The organism is Streptomyces sp. NPDC040432 (genome assembly GCF_055595445.1).
Window position 1 is genome coordinate 35,427 of sequence record NZ_JBVIVP010000018.1, and the last position, 21,258, is coordinate 56,684.

The following is a 21,258-nucleotide window of genomic DNA, read 5'->3' on the forward strand; positions in this document are numbered from 1 at the left end:
CGATCAGGCGGGGCCGTCGGCGGCGAGCAGGCCGGCGGCCGTGCCGATGACCTCGTCCAGCACGTCGCGGGAACGCTCCAGATCGCCGATCATCCGGTCGATCCGTTCCCGTTCGGCGGTCAGTTCGGCGACGAGCAGCGGGGTCGCGCGCACCGACGGGCCACCGTCCTCGTCCCGCATGCAGGGCAGGATCCGGGCGATCCTCCCGCTGTGCAGTCCGGCCGCGTAGAGCTCCTGGATCCGGATGACCCGGTCGACGGCCCGCTCCGGGTAGTCTCGGTGGCCACCCGGGGTCCGGTCGGAGGCCAGCAGCCCCTGCTCCTCGTAGTAGCGCAGCGACCGCGCGCCGACCCCGGTGCGCGCCGCCAGTTCACCGATCCGCATGCCGTCCCCCGACCCGAGACCTTGAACCTGACACCGATGTGAGGTTCTACGGTACCGGCATGACGCACACCGAGCAGGTACCCGCCGCATCCCGCCTCTTCGAGCCCGCCCGCCTCGGCGGCCTGGAACTGCCCAGTCGCCTGGTGATGGCGCCGCTGACGCGCAACCGGGCCGGGGCCGACGGCGTGCCGGGCGAGCTCATGGCCGCCCACTACGCGCAACGCGCCTCGGCAGGGCTGATCATCGCGGAGGGCACCACCCCGAACGCCGTCGGCCAGACGTACCCGTACATCCCCGGCATCCACTCCCCCGGGCAGATCGCCGGCTGGCGGCGGGTCACCGACGCGGTGCGCGCCGCCGGCGGGCGGATGTTCCTCCAGCTCCAGCACGGCGGTCGGGTCGGTCACCCCGCCACCAGCGGGCTCGTCCCGCTCGCCCCGTCCGCGGTCCGCTTCCCCGAACCGCTGCACACCCCTTCCGGGCTCCGGGACGCCCTGCCGCCCCGCGCGATGACCGTCGCCGACATCCGGGCCACCGTCGCCGACTTCGCGACCGCCGCCCGCAACGCCGTCGAGGCGGGCTTCGCCGGTGTGGAGGTGCACTCGGCCAACGGGCACCTGCTCCACCAGTTCCTCTCGCGGAACACGAACCGCCGCACCGACGACTGGGGCGGCCCCGTGCGCCACCGGATCCGCTTCACCGTCGAGGTGGTCCGGGCCGTCGTGGAGGCGATCGGCGCCGACCGGGTGGGCGTGCGCGTCTCGCCCGGGCTGGGGGTCAACGGCATCGAGGAGGGCGACACCGAGGAGATCTATCCGGCGCTCATCGCGGCCTTGGCGGACGTCGGACCGGTCTACCTGCACCAGGTGTACGCCGATCCGGACGGGCCGGGCTTCGCCGGGCTCCGGGCGGCCTGGCCGGGCACGCTGATCGCCAACCCCGCGCTCACGCGCGAGGAGGTCGCGGACGACGGCGGCAAGCGGCGGGGCGAGCGGCTGCTGGAGGCGGGCGCCGACCTGATCGCGCTCGGGCGGGGCTTCATCGCCAACCCGGACTTCGTGGAACGGCTGCGCGCCGGGTCCCCGCTCAACGAGCTCCGCCCGGAGTTCCTGATGCACGTGCGGGGCGCGGAGGGGTACACCGACTACCCCGCCCTGGCCCGCGTGTGAGCAGGACCGCCGCTCAGGGGCGCAGGGAGCGCAGCAGCAGGTCGGCGAGGTGGTCGGCGACCTGGAGCGGGGTGAGCGGGCCGTCCGTGCGGTACCAGGTGGACAGGTGGTGGACGGAGCCGAAGTAGAAGTCGACCACCAGGTCGGCGGGGGTGGCCGCGGCGAACACCCCCGTGCGCTGGCCCTCCTCGACCAGGGCCCGGAAGCGCTCGTGGTAGCGCCTGCGCTCGGCCCTCACCTGCTTGTACTTCTCCGGGCTGAGCTGGTGCATCGACCGGAAGAAGATCATCGCGTCGTCGAGGTTCTCGATGGTGGTGACCACCACGTCGGCGGCCGCGGCCCGCAGCCGCTCCTCGACGGGGGCATCGGATCCGGCCACCGCGTCGAGCCGCTGCTGCTGGAGGCGCAGCATGCGCGCGTACACCTCGTGCAGCAGGTCGTCCTTCGACCCGAAGTAGTGGTACAGCGCCCCCTTGGTGACGCCCGCGGCCTCGACGATCTCCTGGACGGAGGTGCGGTCGTAGCCGCGCTCGGCGAACAGCCTGGTGGCCACGGCCAGCAGCCGCTGCGGCACCGGGGTCTCCCGGTTGTTCTCCGCCGGCTCCGTGGTGGTCCTGGCTGCCATGGCGCTCGCCTTCCTCTCCTGATGTTCCAGCTGCTGCGTCGTACGACCATCCGACTGTTTTCAGCCTCGTTCGCGCAGTTCCCGTCGCAGGATCTTGCCACTGGTCGTCCGGGGAAGAACAGGCAGGATCTCGACTACGCGCGGGTACTTGTAGGCGGCGAGGCGTTCGGCACAGTGGGCGGCCAGTTCGGCGGGCTCCACCGAGGCCCCCGGCCGCAGGCTCACGTACGCCTTCACGCTCTCGCCCCGGTACGGGTCGGGCACCCCGACGACGGCCGCGTCGCGGACGGCGGGGTGGGTGTGGAGGACGTCCTCCACCTCCCGCGGCCACACCTTGAACCCGGAGGCGTTGATCATGTCCTTCTTCCGGTCGACGACGTAGAGCCAGCCGTCCGGGTCCATGAAGCCGACGTCACCGGTGCGCAGTTCGCCGTCCGGGAAGGCCTCGGCGCTCTCCTCGGGCAGCCCCCAGTAGCCGAGCGCCACCTGCGGGCCGCGGACGGCTATCTCCCCGGTCTCGCCGAAGGGGACCTCGGCGCCCCGCTCGTCGAGGATCCGTACGAGGGTCTGCGCGCCGGGGACACCCACCGAGAGGGTGCCGGAGGCGGGGTCGACCGGGGCTTCGAGGTGGGCGGGGACGGAGGCGCAGGGGGCGGTGCACTCGGTGAGTCCGTAGCCGTTGCGCAGGTAGAAGCCGAAGGCGGTGCGCAGCCGCGCGACGAGCGCGGGCGGCAGCGGTGCGCCGCCGGAGGAGACCACCTGGAAGGAGGCGAAGTGGTCGCGGGTGACGGCGGGGTGAGCGGCGAGCGCGATGAAGGCGGTGGCCGGCCCGATGGTGTAGGCGGGGCGGTGTTCGAGGAAGGCGTCCAGCACGGTCCCGGCGTCGAAGCGGTGGGCGAGGACGAGGGTGCCGGCGTTGGTGAAGCAGGCGGCGAGCTCGCAGACCATGCCGGTGATGTGGAAGAGCGGGGCGAGGGCGAAGTAGCCGGCGCCCTCCGGGAGGGGGTGTCCGGTGACCTGGCGGGTGGCGTTGTAGGTGAGCGCGCCGTGCGGGTTCACCGCGCCCTTGGGGGTGCCCGAGGTACCGGAGGTGTAGCTGATCAGGGCGGTGTCGGCGGCCGTCAGGTGCGGGTCGGGCGGCGCCCGGTGCCCCAGGCGGGCCGTCTCGGCGAGGTCGACGGGGACGGGGACCTCGGCCCCGCGCGCGGCGTCGGCGGCGTCCTCCGGGGGGTACGGGGGCTCGGCGTGCGGGGGTTCGGCGTGCGGGGGGCCCTCGGGCAGGACGCGGGGGTCGTCGCGGGTCTGGAAGTCCCGGTCGCGGGCGGTCAGGACGGCCCGTACGCCCGTCCCGCGCACGGCCTCCCGCAGGTACGCCGGCCAGGACCGCTCCTCGCAGACCAGCGCGACGGCGCCGGAGTCGCGCAGGGCGCGGCGGACCTCGGCGGACTTGTACATCGGGTTGAGCGGGACGACCACCGCCCCGGTCTTCCAGGCGGCCAGCACCGCGAGCACGAAGTGCGGGGTGTTCTGCAGCATGACGGCGACCCGGTCGCCCCGGCCGACGCCCCGCGCGGACAGGTGACCGGCGAGGGAGTCGGAGAGGGCCTCGGCCTCCGCGTAGGAGATCCGGCCGTCGAAGTACGCGAGGGCCGGGTGGCCGGGTGCGCGGGCGACGGCCGCCCGGAACGCGTGCAGCACGCTGGGCGGCGGCGAGACGGCGGCCGACTGGGCGGGACTCAGTTGCCGCAGCCAGGGGCGGGCGGCGTACCGGGAGCCGAGGGCCCCGGCGGGCGGGTCGACGGCGACGGGCGGGGCTGCGGCGGCCGGGGAAGCGGTCGGGGCTTCGGGTGGCGGGGCGGCGTGGGCCGGGGTCACGAGGACTCCCACTTCTGCTGGAGGTGGTTCATGCCGCTCAGCCAGCGGTCGGGTTCCGTGGCGCGCGCGGCGTAGTAGTCCGCCACCTCGGGGTGCGGGAGGATCAAGAACCGGCCCTTCTCCATACCGTCGAACAGTGCCTCCACGACCGCGTCGGGCTCGATCGCGGTCGGCGCCAGGACCAGCTCGCCCGCCGATCCGGCGGCCGTCAGCATGTCGGTGCGCACCCCTTGCGGACAGATGGCGTGGACCAGAACGCCCCGGTGCCGGTAGGTCAGCGAGAGCCATTCCGCGAAGGCGAGGGCGCCGTGCTTGGTCACACTGTACGGCGCCGCTCCGATCATGGTCAGCAGCCCTGCGGCCGAGACGGTGGACACGAAACGGCCGCCGCCCCGCTCCAGCCAGTCGGGCAGCAGGGTACGCGCGGCGCGCACGTGGGCCATGACGTTGGTGTCCCAGGCGGCTTCCCACACGGCCTCGTCCGCGAAGGCGTCACCGCCGGACGCGAGACCGGCGTTGGCGCAGTAGACGTCCACGGCTCCGCCCAGCGCCTCCCGGGCCTCGGCGACCACCGTCGAGGCGTCGCCGGGCACGGCGACGGCCCGGGAGCCGATCGCGTCCGCCACGGCGGCGGCCTTGGCGGGGTCGAGGTCGTTGACGACGACGGTCGCGCCCTCGGCGGCGAACCGGTGCGCGAGTGCCGCGCCGATACCGCCGCCCGCGCCGGTGACGACGACTCGCTGGTCCTGGTACGCGCTCACGGGGGTCACCTTTCGTCGCTGCCCCGGTGGGGCCGGTTCCGGGCAGACTAACCAGTCGGTATGCCCGGCCGGAAGGGCGTGGCGCCCATGGATCGCGCCGAAGCCCCGTGCCCGTCCCCGCTCGGGCGCGCCACCGGACGGCGTGGGTCGGGCGGGATCCGGAGGGGAGGACCTAGCGTGGCGGGATGACGCTGTCACGACGCGGGGTGCTGGGACTGGCGGGGGCCGTGGGCGCCCTCGGGGCGAACTCGGGGGCCGCCGCGGCGGCGGGCCCGCGATCGGAGCGGGTCCGTACCGGCTTCGAACAGCTCGCCGCCGACGGGTACGCGGCGCTGGCCGGGCAGCGGGTCGGGGTGGTCACCAACCCCACCGGGATCACCGCGGACGCCCGTCACCTGGTCGACGTCCTGCACGAGGACGAACGGGTCGACCTGGTCGCGGTGTTCGGGCCGGAGCACGGATTCCGCGGCACGGCCCAGGCGGGCGGCTCGGAGGGGGCGGGGCGCGATCCCGCTACCGGGCTGCCCGTGTACGACACGTACTCCACCAGCGGGCAACAGCTCGCCGACCTGTTCACCAAGGCGGGCATCGACACCGTCGTCTTCGACATCCAGGACGTCGGGGCACGGTTCTACACCTACGTCTGGACCCTCTACGACTGCATGCGCGCGGCCGCGCTCGCGGGCAAGTCGGTGGTGGTGCTGGACCGGCCGAACCCGGTCGGTGGGCGGCGGGCGGCCGGACCGGTGCTGGAACGGCCGTACGCGAGTTTCGTCGGTCGGGAGCCGATCGCGCTGGCGCACGGGATGACCGCGGCCGAGCTGGCGCTGCTGTTCAACGGCGAGTTCCTCCGGGGCACGGCCTTCCCGCAGGGGCCGGTGCGGCTGCTGACGGTACGGATGGCCGGATGGCGGCGGGATTCGTTCTTCGGGGCGACCGGGCTGCCCTGGGTGCCGCCGAGCCCGAACGTGCCGACCCCGGACACGGCGCTCGCCTACGCGGGGACCTGCCTGTTCGAGGGGACCAACCTGTCGGAGGGCCGGGGCACCACCACCCCCTTCGAGGTGGTGGGCGCGGAGGGCGTCGACCGGCGGTGGGCCGAGGCGGCGAACGACCTGCGGCTGCCCGGGGTGTGGTTCCGCGAGACCTGGTTCACCCCGTCCTTCTCCAAGCACTCCGGGAAGGTCTGCGGCGGGGTCCGGCTGATCGTGCACGACCGGGACGCCTTCGATCCGGTGCGGACCGGGATCGGGCTGCTCGTCACCGCGCGCCGGGTGTGGTCCGGGTTCGCGTGGCGTTCCGACCACTGGATCGACCGGCTGACGGGTTCGGACCGGGTGCGCACGATGGTGGACGCCGGGGCCGGGGTGCCGGAGATCGTGGACGACTGGTCGGCCGGACTGGCGCGCTTCGCGGCGGTGCGGGAGAAGTACCTGCTCTACCCCTGACCGCCGGGCGGCCCGCCCCCGATCCGTGGCGTCGCGGGGCTGGTCGGGCGGCCCGCGCGGCGGGATGCTGCATGCAGCACAGGCGCGGCGCGGAGGGGGGACCTCATGGCGGGTGGACGGCCGGGCGGATCCGACGGCGGGACCGGGACCACGGGCACGGCGGGCGGGGCGGCGGCGCCTCGGGCCCGGGCGGGGAGCTCGTTCGGGGCGGAGGGCTCGTTCGGGGCGGGGGTGGGTGGCCGGGGCTTTGGAGGCGTCGCGGCGGTCGGCCCGGCCGCGGTCCCGGCCGGGATCGGCGTCGGCCCGTACCGGGAGCTGACCTTCGACGCGCAGGGCGACGTGGACCCGGCGACCCGGGAGACGGTGGCCCGCATCGAGGCCACGGACCTGCTGGTCTTCGCACACGGCTGGAACAGCGACCGCTCGACCGCGACCCGGCTCTACGACCGGTTCTTCGCGCCCTTCCCCGAGCTGGTGGGGACGGGCGTGCGGCTCGGGTACGTGGGTGTCGTATGGCCTTCGATCCGGTTCTCCGACGAGCCGATACCCGATTTCGAACCCCGTGGCGCGGCGGCCCCGCCGGGTTCCGCAACGGCGTTGGACCCCGGGACGCGGCGGGCCCTCGCGGAGTTCTGGCCGGGCCGCGAGGCGGAACTCGGCCGGATCGCGGAGCTGTTGGAGGAGCGGCCGGAGTCGGCTGCGGCCCTCGTCGAGTTCGGCGCGCTGGTGCGGGAGCTGCTGCGGGCGGACCGGGTCGGCACGCCCGTCGACCTGCTCGGCCCCATGCCGGCCCCGGAACCGGCCGGGGCCGGCGCCGGGGCGGCCGCCCGGCACGACGTACCGGCCATTTTCGCCGAGGACGTCCTGGCGGTCTGCCGGAGCCTCGCGGACGCGCTGGAGCAGGTGGGGGGCGCGCGGGACGCCGACGCGGACGCGGCGCCCGCGCCCGCCGGGGCGCCGGGCCTGGCGCTCGGGGGCGGGCTGCGGGCCCTGTGGAGCGGGGCCAAGGAACTGTTGCGGCAGGCCACGTACTACGAGATGAAGAGGCGGGCCGGGGTGGTCGGCGAACGCGGACTCGGACCGGTCCTGGCGGACCTGGCGGGACGCCGGCCCGCCCTGCGGGTCCACCTCATCGGCCACAGCTTCGGCGCTCGCGTGGTGTCCTTCGCGCTGCGTGCCCTGCCCGAGGGGGGACGGAACCCGAAGTCGTTGACGCTGCTCCAAGGAGCCTTCTCGCACTACGCCTTCAGCGAGCGACTCCCCCACGACCCGAGCCGCGGCGGGGCCCTGCGCGGGCTCCAGAGCCGGGTGGACGGCCCCCTCGTGGCCTGTCACTCCGCACACGATTCCTCGCTCGGGGTGTTCTATCCGCTGGCCTCCCGGATGGCGGGGGATTCGGCCGGACTCCTCGGTTTCGACGAGCGGTGGGGCGCGATCGGGCACGACGGGGTGCGGGCCCTACCGGGCGCGCCCCGGCTGGACCTCGCCGCCGCGCTGCGCGACGGACTGCCGCGTACCGGCTGCGTCAGCGTCGATGCGGGCTCCGTGGTCCGCCGGGGAGGGGCTCCGTCGGGGGCGCACAGTGACATCTGCCACGAGGAATTGGCCCGGCTCGTGGTGTCCGCGGGGCGCATGGGGCGCTGAATTCCGGCCATGTGCCACCCACACGCCTCGACCGCCCCCGCATGCGCCCACATCCCGCCGGGCATGTTGGGCACGTCGGGGCGGGCTGCTTCGTTCGACGGAGTGGCACGGGCACGGGTGTGGGGGGACGGCGGAGGTGAAGGTGCGATGGCGGGTTTTCGAAGTCTGGCCTATCAGGTGCGCGACGCGCGCAACGACCGGGCCCTGCGGCGCCATTCGCTGCGCCGCTGCCTGGAACGGTTCGCCCCGTACGGGCACCGCGCGACGTGGTGGCACCTGTGCGACCGGCACGGGATCGCCCCCGAGGACCGGGGTGCGGACCCGCTGAGGCTGGTCGCGGCGCTGGAGGAGCTGGAAGAGGCGCGGGCGGTCTGGTTGGAGTACGAGCGGCAGTTCGCGGCGCGACGCAGACGTGAGAAGCACGACGGGGTGCGCCGCCCGGAGTGGGCCTGGGGCGCCAACGGGGACGCGGTGGTGCGCTGCGCCGACCCCTGGGTCCGGCCGGAGGGGACGCTGGCCGAGGTGCTGCGGAGGCTGGTGACGGTGCTGGAATCCGAGCCGGGGACCTCGTGTCCGGTGTGTGGCGAGGAGGAGCTGCGCTGGCCGGCCGCGCAGTCCGGGCACGGCGACTGGGGCGGGGCCTGGGCGTGCGAGGGGCCGGTGTGCGGGGGCTGCGGGATCGTGGTTCCCGGGCCGGCCCTCACCTACGCCGCGGTGGTGCGTCCGGCCGCGGTGGACGCGGCATGAGCGGGACGGGGTCGGGCGCGGGATCGGCCGGTCGGGGCGGGCCGCCGCTCCGGGGCGGGGCCGGCGCGCGGCTCCAGGTCGGGCTCAACGGTTCGCGGGACGCCGCCGACGGGGTGGCCGTACCGATGTCCCCGCGGGCGCTCGCGGAGGCGGCGCTGGCCGCGGTGGCCGCCGGGGCCGACGAGGTACTGGTGCACCCACGGACCCCGTGCGGTCGGGAGAGCCTCTCGCCCCGGGTGGTCGGGCCCCTGCTGGAGGAGTTGCGCGGCGCGGGGGTCCGCGTACCCCTGGCGGTGCCCGCCTCCATCGCGGCGGAGCCTGATCCGGCGGGGCGCCGGGAGCGGGTGCGGGACTGGCGGGTGCTGCCGGACCGGGCGACGGTGTCCTTCGCCGAGCCCGACGCCGGCGAGCTGGGCTCCGCCCTGCTGGCGCGCGGGGTGGCGGTCGACGCGGTGGTGCCGCTGGGCGGTGGGGCCGGGCCGGAGCCGCTGGCCCGGTTCCTGGCATGGGCCCCGACCGACCACCGGCGGGTGCGGCTGGTGGCGGAGCTGGCGCGGGCCGATCCCGCCCTGGTGGCGGGGCTGCGGTGGCTGCCTCCCGTACCCGTCGTGCTGTACGGCAGGGAGGGCGCGGCCTGGCCCGTACTGCGGCTGGCCTCCCGGTGCGGTGCCGGTGCGCGGATCGGCGTAGGAGAGGTCTTGCACCTGCCGGACGGCAGGCCCGCCCGGTCGAACGCCGAACTGGTGGCGGCCGCCGTGGGGATCACTGCCGGAGCCGCTCCGGCGGGGGGCCGGGAGAGGGAGTCCGCCGGTCGGGCCGGGCGGTGATGCCCGGCCCGGGTGGGGGCGGCGTCAGTACGCGAGCCTGGAGCCGCTCATGCGGTCACCGAAGACGTCGTCCGGGTTCGACAGCGCGCAGGTCTTCATGGAGAGGCAGCCGCAGCCGATGCAGTCCGTCAAACGGTCCCGCAGGTCGCTGAGTTGCTCGATGCGCTGGTCGAGTTCGGAACGCCAGGCCTCCGACAGGAGCGCCCAGTCCTCGCGGTTCGGCGTGCGCCCTTCCGGCAGTTGGGACAGCGCCTCGCCGATGTCGGCGAGCGGGATGCCCACCCGCTGCGCGGCGCGCACGAACGCGACCCGGCGCAGCGCGTCCCGGCTGTAGCGGCGCTGGTTGCCGGAGGTGCGCCGACTGCTGATCAGGCCCTTGGTCTCGTAGAAGTGGAGCGCCGAGACGGCGACCCCGCTGCGCATGGACAGCTGACCGACGGTGAGTTCGTGGATCTTCTCGGGAATCTGCGGCACCCGACCGAGCCTAGTCGGAGGTCCGTTGACATTCACACACGCGGCGCAGCATGCTGAGCAAGCGCTTATTCGATCGGGGCGGCCGGGTGGACGTGCCGAAGAGCGCCCAGCAGACGTCGACAGACAGGGGCAGGGCATGGCCGGACCGAGGATCTTCACATCCGCCGAGGAACTGCGCGCCGGCATCGGCGAGCCGCTCGGTCCGAGCGGATGGCTGGAGGTGGACCAGAAGCGGATCGACCTGTTCGCGGACGCGACGGGTGACCACCAGTGGATCCACGTCGACCCCGAGCGGGCGGCATCCGGGCCGTTCGGCTCGACGATCGCGCACGGCTACCTCACGCTGTCGCTGCTGCCGAGCCTGGTGCCGCAGATCATGCTGGTCGAGGGCATGCGGATGGGCATCAACTACGGCGTGGACAAGGTGCGCTTCCCCGCCCCCGTGCCCGTCGGTTCGCGCCTGCGCGCCACCGCGCTGATCACCTCGGTCACCGAGGTCGGCGAAGGTGTGCAGGTGGCGGCGACGGTGACCGTGGAGCGCGAGGGGGCCGAGAAGCCGGTGTGCGTGGCGGAGTCGGTGTCCCGCTACTACTTCTGAGCGGCCCCGGCGGGCGTCGCGCCCACCATGCGGAGCACGAGGTCGGCGTAGAGCGCGCCGACCTCGTCGGGCGTGCGCGGGCCGGCCGCGCTGAACCAGCGGGCCACGTCGATGCACAGCGACAGCACGGCCAGGGTGGTGCCCGCGACGTCCGGGACGGCGAACTCCCCCGCCCGCACGCCGTCGGCGATGATGCGCCGCACGGCCGCGTCGGTCCGCCTGCGCAGGGTCACGATCTCGGAGCGGTGCTCCGGCGCGAGGGCGTCGAGCTCGTACTGGACCACGCGCGCGGTGGTGTGGTGCGCCGCGTGCCAACCGACGAAGGACCGCACGGCACCGTCGAGCCGATCGGCGGCGGTACCGGGACCGGAGGCGGCGGTTTCCAGGATCTCCAGCGCCTTGTCGTGACCGATGCGACTGATGCGGTGGAGCAGTTCTTCCTTGGTCTTGTAGTGGATGTAGAGCGCGGCCGGACTCATCCCGGCCCGGCCCGCGATGTCCCGGGTGGTGGTCGCGTGGTAGCCGCGCTCGGCGAAGGCCTCGACGGCGGCGACGAGCAGCCGCCGCGCGGCGTCGGGGGTGACCTCCGACCACGGCTGGTATCCGCCGGTTTCCGCCGCGCTCTCCATGGCCCGTCCACCTCTTCCGCTTGTAGGAAGGAACACCCTACCGGAGGGTGAGCAAGCGCTTAGCGCTTCGGGAGGGCGGGTGGCCGGTCCTGTCGGCGGGGGCGCGTCCCGGGGGCCCGGGACGCGCGCTCAGCGGTCCTGGGTGGGGGGCTTCGGCGCGAAGGGGTCGTAGCCGGTCATGATCTTCTCCATCCGGGCCTGGTCGACGCGGGTGACGATCTGCGTCACCTCCTGGCGGTCCCTGATGACCTTGGCGAGGGTGAACGCCGAGGTGGTCAGGTAGAGCACCGCGATGCCGAGGAAGGCGCGGACCCAGCCGTCGGCGTCCATGTTGTAGATCCCGAGCGCCACGGCGGCGATGGCCACGCCGAAGGAGGCGACGGCCTGGCCGTAATAGGCCCCCGTGTTCTGCTGCTTGACCGGTGTCTCGTTCATGGGTCCAGCATCGGCGGCGGCGGCCGGCCGCACATGGGCGCACGTACTCAGCCGGGTACTCAGAACGCGGAGACCCCCGTGCGGGCGCGGCCGATCAGCAGCTTCTGGATCTGACTGGTGCCTTCGTAGAGGGTCATCACGCGGGCGTCGCGCAGCAGTTTGCCGACGGGGTACTCGTCGATGTAGCCGTAGCCGCCGTGCACCTGGAGGGCGTTGCCGGCGGCGCGCACGGCGGCTTCCGACGCGAAGAGCTTGGCGGTGGAGGACTCGGTGGCGAAGGGCTGCCCGCGGTCGATGAGGTCGGCGACCCGCCAGGTCAACAGCCGCGCGGCGTCGACGTCCACCGAGATGTCGGCGATGAGCTCCTGGACGAGTTGGTGGTGGGCGATCGGCCTGCCGAACTGTTCGCGCCCGGCGGCGTACGAGACGGCCGCCTCCAACGCAGCCTGGGCGATGCCGACGCAGCCCGCGGCGACCGACATGCGGCCCTTGGCCAGGGCGGACATCGCGACGGAGAAGCCCTTGCCCTCGGGGCCGAGCATCGCGGAGGCGGGCACGCGGACGCCGTCGAGGACGAGTTCGGCGGTGGCCTGGCCGCGCAGGCCCAGCTTGCCGTGGACCTCGCGGCGGGTGAGCCCGGGGGCGTCTGCGGGCACCAGGAAGGCGGAGATCCCTCGGTGGCCGGGGGTGTCGTTCGTACGGGCGAAGAGCAGCACGACGTCGGCCCAGGTGCCGTTCGTGATGAACATCTTGCTGCCGCCGATGACGTACGAGTCCCCCTCGCGCACGGCCCGGGTGGTGAGGTTGCCCGCGTCGGAGCCGGTGCCGGGCTCGGTCAGGCCGAAGCAGCCGAGGGCGTCTCCGGAGCACAGACGGGGCAGCCAGTCACGCTTCTGCTCCTCGTCGCCCCAGGCCGCGATGGTCTTGGCGACGAGGCCGAGGGAGACGGAGACGATGCCGCGCACGGCCGAGTCGCCGCGCCCGAGCTCCTCGGTGACCAGGACGTAGGACATGTGGTCCCCGCCGGATCCCCCGTACTCCTCGGGCACCGTCAGGCCGAGGAACCCCAGGTCACCGAGCTTCTTCACGATGCCCCGGTCCACGCTCTCGGCCCGGTCCCAGGCCGCGGCGTACGGAACGATCTCACGATCGGTGAACGCGCGGGCCAGCCGGCGTACGGCGTTCTGCTCCTCACTCGGTTCCAGGTTCACGGGGCACCTCCGGGACGTCTCGACCGACCTTTAACTAGCACCGGTAGTTTACGGCGGGCAGGCCCTACTATGTGGCGCATGGCCAGACCGCGCAAGCCCCTCCTCAGCCGAGCCCGCATCGTCGAGGCGGCCGGTGCGCTGGTGGACGCGGAGGGCCTGGAGGCCGTGTCGACGCGCAGGCTCGCCGCCGCGCTGGGAGTCAGCGGGCCGTCCCTGTACAACCACTTCCGTACGAAGGACGAGATCCTGGAGGCGGTCGCGGACGCGGTCAGCGCGCGGGTCGACCTGTCGATGTTCGAGGACTGCCGGGACTGGCGTCGGGCGCTGCACGCCTGGGCGCACTCGTACCGCGACGCCCTGTCGGACCATCCGAACATCGTGCCGGTCCTGGCCCGGGGGCCGGGCCGACGCCCGGCGGGACTGCGGCTGGCGGACTCGGTGTTCGGCGCGATGACCGAGGCCGGGTGGCCCCCGGCGCAGGCGACCCGGATCGGCGCGCTGATGCGGTACTTCATCCTGGGCTCGGCGGTGGCCTCCTTCGCCGGCGGGTTCGTCGACGACGAGACGGCCTACGACCCGGCGGACTACCCCCACCTGGGCCAGGCCCACCTCCTGGCGGAGCGGCATCGCGAAGTGGACGACGGCGCCTTCGAGACGGGCCTGGCCGCCCTCCTGGACGGCCTGACCCTCCAGTTCGCAGCCCTTCCGTCCGACCCCGACTGACCCCCGCCCGACGGGGGCGGAGGTCAGGCGGGGTCGGGTGCCGGGCCGGGCGCGGGCCCGGCCCGCGTCAGGACCGCGTCGGGGCCGGACCGGTTGCGGGCCGACCGTGCCGGCGTCCGAACCACGAGTGGGCCGGCAACCGCGTGCCGGCCCACCCGCGCGCGGGTCAGAAGACGACCAGCGAGCGGCCTCCCTTGCCCGCGAGCATCGCGTCGAACGCGGCCGGGATGCCGTCGAGGGTGATGCGGTCGGTGACGAGGCTCCCCAGGTCGAGGCGGCCGGCCCGAACGTGTTCGGCGATCACCGGGAGGTCGCGGGCGGGGTCGCTGTTGCCGTAGACGCAGCCGCTGAGGGTGCGCGCGAAGTGGAAGATCTCCAGGGCGTGGAAGGTGACCTGCTGCTCCTTGCCACCGATCCCGACGACCGTCGTCCGGCCGCCCCGCCGCGTCGCGTCCCAGGCGGCGCGGATGGACTCCGCGCGGCCCACGCACTCGATGGCGACGTCCGCGCCCCGTCCGCCGGTGACCGCGCGGACGTCCTTGGCCGTGGTGTCCGAGGCGAGCACGAACTCGGTGGCCCCGGCGGCGCGGGCGAGTTCCTCCTTGGCCGGTGACACGTCCACGGCGACGATGGGGCCCGCCTGGCCGATCCGGGCCGCCTGGAGCGCGGCCAGGCCGACCCCGCCGACCCCGAACACGACCACCGACTCGCCCGGGAAGACCTGCGCGCTGTGATGCACGGCGCCGTAGCCGGTGAGGACGGCGCAACCGAGCAGCGCGGCCTCGGTGAGCGGGATCCCGGCGGGCGCGGGCAGTACGCAGTTCGCCGCGACGACGGTCTCCTCGGCGAAGGCCGCGACGTTCAGCCCGGGATGCAGCTCGTTCCCCTCGGAGTCATGGGCGTGCACGGCCCCGACACCCGTCAGCGCGTTGGCGCAGAGCCATACCTCGCCGATCAGGCAGTGGTGGCACTCCCCGCAGGAGGGCGCCCAGTTGAGGACCACCCCGTCCCCCGGGGCGACGTGGGTGACGCCCTCGCCGACGGCGAGGACCGTCCCCGCGCCCTCGTGCCCGAGGACGGCCGGAACGGGCACCCGCATGGTGCCGTTGGTGAGGGAGAGGTCGGAGTGGCAGACGCCGGCTGCGGCGAGCCGCACCCGGACCTGGCCGGGGCCGGGCTCGGGCAGCACGATCTCCCGGATCTCCAGCGGGGCTCCGACTGCGGGAAGGACGGCGGCGCGGACCATGATCTTTTCTCCGTCTCGGGCGGTCAGAACTGCAGGGACTTGGTCTGGAGGTACTCCCCCAGGCCGTGCGGGCCCAGCTCGCGGCCGACACCCGACTGCTTGTACCCGCCGAAGGGCGCGCGCACGTTGAAGCGGCCCCCGTTGATGTCCACCTGCCCGGTGTCCATGCGTCGGGCGAAGGCCACGGCCGTCTCCTCGTCGGCGGCCCACACCGCGCCGCCCAGACCGTAGACGGTGCCGTTGGCGATGCGCAGGGCGTCGTCCTCGTCCTCGTAGGGGAGGATCGCCAGCACGGGGCCGAAGATCTCCTCCTGGGCGATGGTCATCCCGGGGGTGACGTCCGCGAAGACCGTCGGGGTGATGAAGTACCCCTGCTCGTGCGGGCTGTCGAGACCGCCCGCGACGAGGCGCGCGCCCTCCTCGACGCCCTTGGCGATGTACGCGCGGACGCGGTCGCGCTGGGTGGCGTTGACGACCGGGCCGAGGCGGGTGCCCGGGTCGCGGGGGTCCCCGGAGGGGTACTTGGCGACGGCGGCGGTCGCGAGGGTGACCGCCTCCTCGTACTGGCCCCGGTGGACGAGCATGCGCGTGAGGGCGTTGCAGCTCTGACCGGAGTTGTTCATGACGTGGCCGACGCCCACCGCGACGGCCTTGGCGAGGTCCGCCCCGGGCAGGATGACGTTGGCCGATTTGCCGCCCAGTTCGAGGGCGACCCGCTTGATGGACGCGCCGGCTATCGCGCCGATCTTCTTCCCGACGGCGGTCGAGCCGGTGAAGGAGACGAGGTCCACCCCTTCGTGCTCGGCGAGGGCCTGCCCGGCGACCGGACCGGTACCGGTCACCAGGTTGAAGACCCCGGCCGGGATGCCCGCCTCGTGCACGGCTTCGGCGAAGAGCTGTGCGGTCAGCGGGGTGTCCTCGGCGGGCTTGAGGACGACGGTGCAGCCGGCGGCGAGTGCGGGTGCCACCTTGGCAACGACTTGGTGCAGCGGGTAGTTCCAGGGCGTGATCGCCCCGACCACGCCGACCGGCTCCAGCAGCACGGTGGAGTTCCCGATCCGCTCCTCGAAGTCGTACGAGGCCCCCAGCTCGGCGTACGAGCCGGCGACCGCGATCGGCGACCCGACGTGCACGGCTTCCGCGAATCCGAGCGGGGAACCGAGCTCTGCGGTGATCGTCTCGGCGATCTCGCTCTTCCGCGCGACCAGTACGTCACGCAGTGCGCCGATCAGGGCCGCCCGGTCGGCCGGGGCCGTGGCCGCCCAGCCGGGGAAGGCCGCGCGGGCGGCCCGTACGGCCGCGTCCACGTCCTCGGCGCCGCCGGCCGGGACCTCGGCGATGACCTGCTCGTCCGCCGGGTTGACGACCTCGATCCGGCCGGCGCCGGCAGCGGGCACCCACGCCCCGCCGATGTACATCCCGTCGTGGGCCTTCATGGCATTCCTCCCGAGCACGCACGAGCGCGTAGACCTGACGTCACCAACACCCTACAAACTAGCGTCGGTAGTTTTCCGGGGCCAGAGGTGGTCCGGATCAGATGATGCCGAAAAGCATCCCCGCGGCGAGCACCACGAGGGAGGTGAGGGCCGCCCACTTCACGGTGAAGCGGGTGTGGTCGCCGAACTCGACCTTGGCCATGCCGACGAGCACGTAGACGGCCGGAACCAGCGGGCTGGACATGTGGAGGGCCTGGCCGACCAGGGAGGCACGGGCGATCTCCAGCGGGGACACCCCGTGGGCGGCGCCCGCTTCGGCGAGCACCGGCAGGACGCCGAAGTAGAAGCCGTCGTTCGACATGAAGTAGGTGAGGGGCAGGCTGAGCAGTCCGGTGACCAGGGCCATGTGCGGTCCCATGCCCTCGGGGATGGCCCCGACCAGCCAGTCGGCCATGTCCTTGACCATGCCCGTACCGGTGAGCACCCCGGTGAAGACGGCGGCGGCGAAGACCATGCCCGCCACGTTCAGCACGTTCTCGGCGTGTGCGGCGAGCCGGGCCTTCTGGTCGGGCATGTGCGGGAAGTTCACGGTGAGCGCGAGGGCGGCGCCGAGCAGGAAGAGCACCGGGATCGGCAGCAACTCCATGATCATGGCCGACAGCAGGGCGACGGTCAGACCCGCGTTGAACCAGTAGAGGCGGGGGCGCAGCGTCGGGCGGTGGGGGTCGAGGCCCTGGAAGCCGTCCGCGTCCGGCGCGGTGTCGCTCGCGTCGGTTCCGGTCCGCGGGGCGGGTGCGGGGGGCGCTGCGGTCGGGGCGGTCTTCGTGGAGCCGGTCGATCCGGTGGAGCCGGGACCGTGTTCGCCGCGCGCGTCACCGGAGGCCGGGAGGGCGGAGCGGGTCACGGAGGCGGCGGCGCCGGCGGTGGCCGTGGCGGCGGTGCGCGTGCCGGACGCGGCCATGTCCTGCGAGGTCGCTTCCTCCGCGTGCCCCGCCCCTTCTCCGCCGGGCATCACCAGGGAACCGACCCGGCGGCGCTCCTTGACGCCCAGAACGTAGGCCAGGGCGAAGACGAAGAGCAGGCCCGCAGCGAGGGCGGGGATCATCGGGACGAAGATGTCGGCGGCGTCGAGCTTGAGCGCCGTGGCGGCACGGGCCGTGGGACCGCCCCAGGGAAGGGTGTTCATGACGCCGTTGGCGGTGGCCGCGACACCGGTCATGACCACCAGGCTCAGGCCGAGCCGCTTGTACAGCGGGTACATGGCCGAAACCGTGATCATGAAGGTGGTCGAACCGTCCCCGTCGAGCGAGACGATGGCGGCGAGCACGGCCGTGCCCACCACCACCCGCATCGGGTCGGCCTTGCAGAAGCGCAGGATGCCGCGCACGATCGGGTCGAAGAGGCCGACGTCGATCATCAGGCCGAAGTAGACGATGGCGAACATCAGCATCGCGGCGGTCGGCGCGAGTTTGCCGACCCCGTCGATGACGTAGTCCCCGAGATGCGCGCCCTTGCCGGCGAACACGCAGAAGAGCGCGGGGATGAGCACGAGCGCCGCGATGGGCGACATTTTCTTCAGCATGATCAGGACCAGGAAGGTCGCGATCATGGCGAAGCCCAGGAAGGTCAGCATGCAGGGAACGTAGGTGCCCTCCGCTACGCCCAACAAGATGTCCGCGCGTGAGCAATACGAGCAAAACCCCAGCTCAGGGCAGGGGTGCCAGGTGGACGGGGAAGGCGTTGAGCACCGCCGTGCCCGACAGGGGGTCCAGCCGGGTGCCGTCGAGCAGCTGGTTCACGTTGGCGCCCGGATCGGCGGCGGCCACCGAAAGCCGGGTGCCGGACCGGTCGTGGCCCCAGCCGTGCGGAAGGCTGACGACACCCGCGCGGACGGTGTCGGTGACCTCGACGGGTACGTCCAGGCTGCCGCCGTCCGCGCTGATCCGGGCGCGACCGCCGTCGGTGAGGCCGTGGTGCGCCGCGTCCTGCGGATGGACCTGAAGGGTGCAGCGATTGGAACCTCCGACGAGGGCCGGGACGTTGTGCAACCAGCTGTTGTTGGACCGCAGGTGGCGGCGGCCCACGAGCACCAGGGCGGCGGGGCGTTCGGCGAGCGCCGCGCGGAGCCTGGGGAGCTCGGCCGCGATCGGGTCCGGGAGCAACTCGATCCTGCCGCTGCGGGTCCTGAGCACGCCCGGCAGGCGTGGCCGCAGCGGGCCGAGGTCGATGCCGTGCGGGTGGGCGAGGAGGCGTTCGAGGTTGAGCCCGGCGTCGCGCGCCGGTGCACCGGGGCCGCCGTCCGGTGCGCCGGGGCCGGCAGGGCCGGCGCCCGGTTCGGCATCGGTCGTCCCGAAGCGGTCGCCGTACGGGCCGAGTCGGAGCATCAGGTCGAGGCGCCGCTCGGGACCGTTCTCGCCGGTGAGGAGACCTGCGAGGCGTTCCGGGTCGGCGCCGTGCAGGGGGGAGCGCCGGTCTGCGGTCTCCTTGGCGAGCGTGGCGCGGATGGCGAGGTCGTCCACGGCGGCGGGCTCGGCTGCGCCGTGCATGCCCGACACGGCGAGGACGAGGCGGGCATGGATCTCGCACTCGTCCAGCCGGTCCGCTTCGAGGGGGACGGCCGGGCGCGTGTAGCGGACCTGGTTGTGGACGGCGAACCCGTTGAAGGCGAAGTCGTGGTGCGCGCTCCGGGAGGGCGGGGGCGGGGGCAGGACGACGTGGGCGTGGCGCGAGGTCTCGTTGAGGTACGGGTCGACGCTGACCATGAAGTCGAGTCCGGCCAGGGCGGCATCGAGTCGACGGCCGTCGGGCGCGGACAGCACCGGGTTGGCCGCGATGCAGATCAGGGCGCGGATCCGCCCTTCCCCGGGCGTGTCGATCTCCTCTGCCAGCGCGGCGCTGGGCAGCTCGCTCTTCACCTCGGGGTGGCCACTGACCCGGCTGTGCCAGCGACCGAGTGCGAACCCCCGGCCCGGCCCGGCGGCGCGGGGACGCGGGCCGGTCGCGGAGAGCGGGAAGAGGGCGCCGCCCGGACGATCGAGGTTGCCGGTCAGGATGTTCAGTACGTCGACCAGCCAACTGGCGAGGGTGCCGTGCTCGACGGTGCAGCTGCCGATCCGCCCGTAGACGGCGGCGGTCGGCGCGGCCGCGAGGTCGCGGGCGAGGGCGCGGATCTCGGCGGCCGGTAGGTCGCAGGCGGGGGCGACGGCCTCAGGGGTGAAACTCGCGAGGGCGTCGCCGAGTTCCCGGAGTCCTTCCAGGTGTTCGACGAGCGGGCCGGGCTCCGCGAGCTTCTCCGTGATCAGGGTGTGTGCGAGGGCGGCCAACAACAGGGCGTCACTGCCGGGGCGCGGGGCGAGGTGACGGTCGGCCAGCCGGGCGGTGCGCGTACGGCGCGGGTCGACGACCACGAGTGTGCCGCCGCGGGCCCGAAGTGCCTTGAGGCGGCCGGGGAAGTCGGGGGCCGTGCAGAGCGATCCGTTGGATTCGACCGGATTGGCGCCGAGGACGAGGAGGAAGTCCGTGCGGTCCAGGTCCGGGACCGGGATGGCGAAGGGGTCGCCGAACAGGAGCCCGCTGGACACGTGCTTGGGCATCTGGTCGAGGGTGCTTGCGGTGAACAGGTTCCGGGTGCCGAGGGCGTTGATGAGGAGCGGCGGGTAGAGGGCTCCGGCCATGGTGTGGACGTTGGGGTTTCCGAGGACGACGCCGACGGACCGGTCTCCGTGCTCCGCGACGAGTGCGGGCACCGCGGCGGCGATGGCGTCGTAGGCCTCCTCCCAGGTGGCCTCCCTCAGCCGTCCGTCGCGGCGGACGAGGGGTGCGCGCAGCCGGTCCGGGTCGGCGTCGAGCGAACCGAAGGCCGCGCCCTTGGGGCAGATGAAACCGCGGCTGAAGACGTCGTCGCGGTCGCCGCGGGCCCCGATCACGTCGGCGCCCTCGATGGTGAGGGTGAGGCCGCAGGTGGCTTCGCAGAGCGGGCAGATGCGCGGGGCGGTGCGAGGCATGGGCGCTCCTGGGAGGCGGCGGGCTGCGGCGCGGACACGGGCCGGACCCGGCCGCGGGGGCGGACGGGCAGCGGGCGACCCCGAGCATACCGACCGGTAGGGACGGGCGGGAGGGGTCGGCGGCGACGGGTTGGACCGGGAGCGAGGGGCCGACGACGGGGACCGACGGACGGGGGCGACGGCCCGGGCCTCGCGTCGGGGACCCGACCGGGAACGCCACCCCGGAGGGCGAGGCCCGGGTCCGGATGCCCGAGGCAGGGGCCCCGACGCGGCGGCGAAGATCGCGCGCATGGGGTCTCGGCGTGGGGAGGCCGGCGACGGGCCGGATCAGTCGAGGACGCGTGCCAGGTAGGCCCGCATCATCGCCCGGGTTTCGGCGACGATGCCGGGGTCTCCGGCCGGGTCGGTGCGGAAGGCGAGTTGGATCAGTGCGTCGGTCGCCTCGACGGCGACCAGGACCGCCCGGCGGAGGTCGGCGTCGGGGGTCAGTCCGAGGTGCGCGCAGAGCAGTTCGGTGAGTCGGGCGGCGACTTGGTGGTTGGGGTCGGGGGCCGGGCCGTCGGCGGGCGGCGCCGGCACGCCGAAGTCGACCAGGGCGAACCCGGGGACGCTGCGCTTCATGGCCAGGTACTCGTCCAGCACCGCGTCGACCGCCGGCTGCCACCGACCGGCGGGCAGCTCGGCGAGGCGCCGCTGGATGCCGTCGGCGTAGCGGTCGAGATTGCGGTGGGCCAGGGCGACGGCCATGGCCCGCTTGTTGCCGAAGAAGCGGTAGACCGAGCCGATGGGGACCCCGGCGCGCAGGGCGACGGCCCGGGTGCTGAGGTTCTCGTAGCCCGTCTCGTCGAGCAGTTCGGCGCACGCGTCGAGGATCCGTACGAGGCGGTCGGCGCTGCGTTGCTGGACGGGGGTCCGGCGCAGGGGATGGGCGGGAGGCACGGGGTCCATCATGCCGCTCACGGCTCCTCCGTCCAGCGTTCGGGCCCGTCTTCGCGCATCGCGTGCGGTGCCTCCGCTCCCCG

The 21,258-nt window shown here is 73.8% G+C and carries 20 protein-coding genes; 7 read left to right on the forward strand and 13 right to left on the reverse strand.

The window, feature by feature from the left end:
* Nucleotides 1–3: 3 nt before the first annotated feature.
* On the reverse strand, nt 4–384 hold the full coding sequence (locus ACZ58N_RS28900; protein ID WP_471165586.1) for a MerR family transcriptional regulator: 381 nt from the start codon (nt 382–384) through the stop codon (nt 4–6).
* 59 nt (nt 385–443) lie between these two features.
* Here ACZ58N_RS28900 and ACZ58N_RS28905 point away from each other — a divergent pair, with 59 nt between their 5' ends.
* A complete protein-coding gene (locus tag ACZ58N_RS28905; protein WP_471165588.1) occupies nt 444–1,553 on the forward strand; it encodes an alkene reductase in 1,110 nt (369 codons plus the stop codon).
* A gap of 13 nt (nt 1,554–1,566) precedes the next feature.
* Here ACZ58N_RS28905 and ACZ58N_RS28910 read toward each other — a convergent pair whose 3' ends face one another.
* Genes ACZ58N_RS28910 through ACZ58N_RS28920 form a run of 3 tightly spaced genes read right to left on the reverse strand, consistent with a single transcriptional unit; the run spans nt 1,567 to nt 4,823 of the window.
* Nucleotides 1,567–2,178: a TetR/AcrR family transcriptional regulator gene (locus ACZ58N_RS28910; RefSeq protein ID WP_389709134.1), complete on the reverse strand. Its 612-nt coding sequence runs from the start codon at nt 2,176–2,178 to the stop codon at nt 1,567–1,569.
* A gap of 60 nt (nt 2,179–2,238) precedes the next feature.
* Nucleotides 2,239–4,053 carry a class I adenylate-forming enzyme family protein gene (locus ACZ58N_RS28915; RefSeq protein WP_471165591.1) on the reverse strand — a complete coding sequence of 605 codons (1,815 nt, stop codon included), beginning with the start codon at nt 4,051–4,053 and terminating at the stop codon, nt 2,239–2,241.
* On the reverse strand, nt 4,050–4,823 hold the full coding sequence (locus tag ACZ58N_RS28920; RefSeq protein WP_471165594.1) for an SDR family oxidoreductase: 774 nt from the start codon (nt 4,821–4,823) through the stop codon (nt 4,050–4,052). Before ACZ58N_RS28920 ends, ACZ58N_RS28915 begins: the two co-directional genes overlap by 4 nt.
* 176 nt (nt 4,824–4,999) lie before the next feature.
* On the opposite strand from ACZ58N_RS28920, the gene ACZ58N_RS28925 reads away from it, so the two are divergent.
* The 4 genes from ACZ58N_RS28925 (at nt 5,000) to ACZ58N_RS28940 (ending at nt 9,480) form a co-directional block, all read left to right on the forward strand.
* Entirely contained in the window at nt 5,000–6,262 is a 1,263-nt protein-coding gene (locus tag ACZ58N_RS28925; RefSeq protein WP_471165597.1) for an exo-beta-N-acetylmuramidase NamZ family protein, read from the forward strand.
* A gap of 105 nt (nt 6,263–6,367) precedes the next feature.
* Nucleotides 6,368–7,906: an alpha/beta fold hydrolase gene (locus ACZ58N_RS28930; protein ID WP_471165600.1), complete on the forward strand. Its 1,539-nt coding sequence runs from the start codon at nt 6,368–6,370 to the stop codon at nt 7,904–7,906.
* A 147-nt stretch (nt 7,907–8,053) separates the two neighbouring features.
* Nucleotides 8,054–8,653, forward strand: coding sequence for a hypothetical protein (locus ACZ58N_RS28935; RefSeq protein ID WP_471165602.1), 600 nt, complete (start codon nt 8,054–8,056; stop codon nt 8,651–8,653).
* Nucleotides 8,650–9,480 (forward strand): 3-keto-5-aminohexanoate cleavage protein, encoded by an 831-nt coding sequence (locus ACZ58N_RS28940; protein ID WP_471165605.1) that lies wholly within the window; start codon nt 8,650–8,652, stop codon nt 9,478–9,480. The genes ACZ58N_RS28935 and ACZ58N_RS28940 overlap by 4 nt, the downstream gene beginning before the upstream one ends.
* 24 nt (nt 9,481–9,504) lie before the next feature.
* On the opposite strand, the gene soxR is transcribed toward ACZ58N_RS28940, so the two are convergent.
* Nucleotides 9,505–9,954 carry a redox-sensitive transcriptional activator SoxR gene (gene soxR / locus ACZ58N_RS28945; RefSeq protein ID WP_471165608.1) on the reverse strand — a complete coding sequence of 150 codons (450 nt, stop codon included), beginning with the start codon at nt 9,952–9,954 and terminating at the stop codon, nt 9,505–9,507.
* Between the two features lie 136 nt (nt 9,955–10,090).
* On the opposite strand from soxR, the gene ACZ58N_RS28950 reads away from it, so the two are divergent.
* Nucleotides 10,091–10,552: a MaoC family dehydratase gene (locus tag ACZ58N_RS28950; protein ID WP_281205846.1), complete on the forward strand. Its 462-nt coding sequence runs from the start codon at nt 10,091–10,093 to the stop codon at nt 10,550–10,552.
* Here the strand turns inward: ACZ58N_RS28950 and ACZ58N_RS28955 are convergent.
* From ACZ58N_RS28955 to ACZ58N_RS28965, 3 genes are all read right to left on the reverse strand, one after another.
* Complete coding sequence (locus tag ACZ58N_RS28955) at nt 10,543–11,181, reverse strand: TetR/AcrR family transcriptional regulator (RefSeq protein WP_471165611.1); 639 nt, start codon at nt 11,179–11,181, stop codon at nt 10,543–10,545. The two genes, ACZ58N_RS28950 and ACZ58N_RS28955, sit on opposite strands and share 10 nt — an antisense overlap.
* A gap of 129 nt (nt 11,182–11,310) precedes the next feature.
* Nucleotides 11,311–11,616 (reverse strand): YiaA/YiaB family inner membrane protein, encoded by a 306-nt coding sequence (locus ACZ58N_RS28960; RefSeq protein ID WP_362877310.1) that lies wholly within the window; start codon nt 11,614–11,616, stop codon nt 11,311–11,313.
* A gap of 59 nt (nt 11,617–11,675) precedes the next feature.
* Nucleotides 11,676–12,827, reverse strand: a complete 1,152-nt coding sequence (locus ACZ58N_RS28965; protein WP_471165614.1) for an acyl-CoA dehydrogenase family protein — start codon at nt 12,825–12,827, stop codon at nt 11,676–11,678.
* A gap of 78 nt (nt 12,828–12,905) precedes the next feature.
* On the opposite strand from ACZ58N_RS28965, the gene ACZ58N_RS28970 reads away from it, so the two are divergent.
* Complete coding sequence (locus ACZ58N_RS28970) at nt 12,906–13,550, forward strand: TetR/AcrR family transcriptional regulator (protein ID WP_471165616.1); 645 nt, start codon at nt 12,906–12,908, stop codon at nt 13,548–13,550.
* A 166-nt stretch (nt 13,551–13,716) separates the two neighbouring features.
* Here the strand turns inward: ACZ58N_RS28970 and ACZ58N_RS28975 are convergent, their stop codons facing one another.
* The 5 genes from ACZ58N_RS28975 to ACZ58N_RS28995 form a co-directional block, all read right to left on the reverse strand.
* Complete coding sequence (locus tag ACZ58N_RS28975; RefSeq protein WP_471165618.1) at nt 13,717–14,796, reverse strand: zinc-binding dehydrogenase; 1,080 nt, start codon at nt 14,794–14,796, stop codon at nt 13,717–13,719.
* 23 nt (nt 14,797–14,819) lie between these two features.
* The gene (locus ACZ58N_RS28980; RefSeq protein ID WP_471165620.1) at nt 14,820–16,232 is read right to left on the reverse strand and encodes an aldehyde dehydrogenase family protein; all 1,413 of its coding nucleotides are present in this window, start codon (nt 16,230–16,232) and stop codon (nt 14,820–14,822) included.
* Nucleotides 16,233–16,329: 97 nt separating this feature from the next.
* Complete coding sequence (locus ACZ58N_RS28985) at nt 16,330–17,865, reverse strand: CitMHS family transporter (RefSeq protein WP_471165623.1); 1,536 nt, start codon at nt 17,863–17,865, stop codon at nt 16,330–16,332.
* 73 nt (nt 17,866–17,938) lie between these two features.
* On the reverse strand, nt 17,939–20,236 hold the full coding sequence (locus tag ACZ58N_RS28990; protein WP_471165625.1) for a molybdopterin-dependent oxidoreductase: 2,298 nt from the start codon (nt 20,234–20,236) through the stop codon (nt 17,939–17,941).
* A 327-nt stretch (nt 20,237–20,563) separates the two neighbouring features.
* The gene (locus tag ACZ58N_RS28995) at nt 20,564–21,184 is read right to left on the reverse strand and encodes a TetR/AcrR family transcriptional regulator (RefSeq protein ID WP_471165795.1); all 621 of its coding nucleotides are present in this window, start codon (nt 21,182–21,184) and stop codon (nt 20,564–20,566) included.
* Nucleotides 21,185–21,258: the final 74 nt, after the last annotated feature.

Excerpts from the sequence above, each read along its gene's own strand:
- ACZ58N_RS28970 (WP_471165616.1), top strand. The coding sequence starts at position 12,906 with ATGGCCAGACCGCGCAAGCCCCTCCTCAGCCGAGCCCGCATCGTCGAG.
- ACZ58N_RS28910 (WP_389709134.1), bottom strand. The coding sequence starts at position 2,178 with ATGGCAGCCAGGACCACCACGGAGCCGGCGGAGAACAACCGGGAGACC.
- ACZ58N_RS28995 (WP_471165795.1), bottom strand. The coding sequence starts at position 21,184 with ATGGACCCCGTGCCTCCCGCCCATCCCCTGCGCCGGACCCCCGTCCAG.
- ACZ58N_RS28955 (WP_471165611.1), bottom strand. The coding sequence starts at position 11,181 with ATGGAGAGCGCGGCGGAAACCGGCGGATACCAGCCGTGGTCGGAGGTC.
- ACZ58N_RS28940 (WP_471165605.1), top strand. The coding sequence starts at position 8,650 with ATGAGCGGGACGGGGTCGGGCGCGGGATCGGCCGGTCGGGGCGGGCCG.
- ACZ58N_RS28935 (WP_471165602.1), top strand. The coding sequence starts at position 8,054 with ATGGCGGGTTTTCGAAGTCTGGCCTATCAGGTGCGCGACGCGCGCAAC.
- ACZ58N_RS28980 (WP_471165620.1), bottom strand. The coding sequence starts at position 16,232 with ATGAAGGCCCACGACGGGATGTACATCGGCGGGGCGTGGGTGCCCGCT.
- ACZ58N_RS28985 (WP_471165623.1), bottom strand. The coding sequence starts at position 17,865 with ATGCTGACCTTCCTGGGCTTCGCCATGATCGCGACCTTCCTGGTCCTG.
- ACZ58N_RS28930 (WP_471165600.1), top strand. The coding sequence starts at position 6,368 with ATGGCGGGTGGACGGCCGGGCGGATCCGACGGCGGGACCGGGACCACG.
- ACZ58N_RS28960 (WP_362877310.1), bottom strand. The coding sequence starts at position 11,616 with ATGAACGAGACACCGGTCAAGCAGCAGAACACGGGGGCCTATTACGGC.
- ACZ58N_RS28975 (WP_471165618.1), bottom strand. The coding sequence starts at position 14,796 with ATGGTCCGCGCCGCCGTCCTTCCCGCAGTCGGAGCCCCGCTGGAGATC.
- ACZ58N_RS28990 (WP_471165625.1), bottom strand. The coding sequence starts at position 20,236 with ATGCCTCGCACCGCCCCGCGCATCTGCCCGCTCTGCGAAGCCACCTGC.
- ACZ58N_RS28925 (WP_471165597.1), top strand. The coding sequence starts at position 5,000 with ATGACGCTGTCACGACGCGGGGTGCTGGGACTGGCGGGGGCCGTGGGC.
- ACZ58N_RS28900 (WP_471165586.1), bottom strand. The coding sequence starts at position 384 with ATGCGGATCGGTGAACTGGCGGCGCGCACCGGGGTCGGCGCGCGGTCG.
- ACZ58N_RS28905 (WP_471165588.1), top strand. The coding sequence starts at position 444 with ATGACGCACACCGAGCAGGTACCCGCCGCATCCCGCCTCTTCGAGCCC.
- ACZ58N_RS28950 (WP_281205846.1), top strand. The coding sequence starts at position 10,091 with ATGGCCGGACCGAGGATCTTCACATCCGCCGAGGAACTGCGCGCCGGC.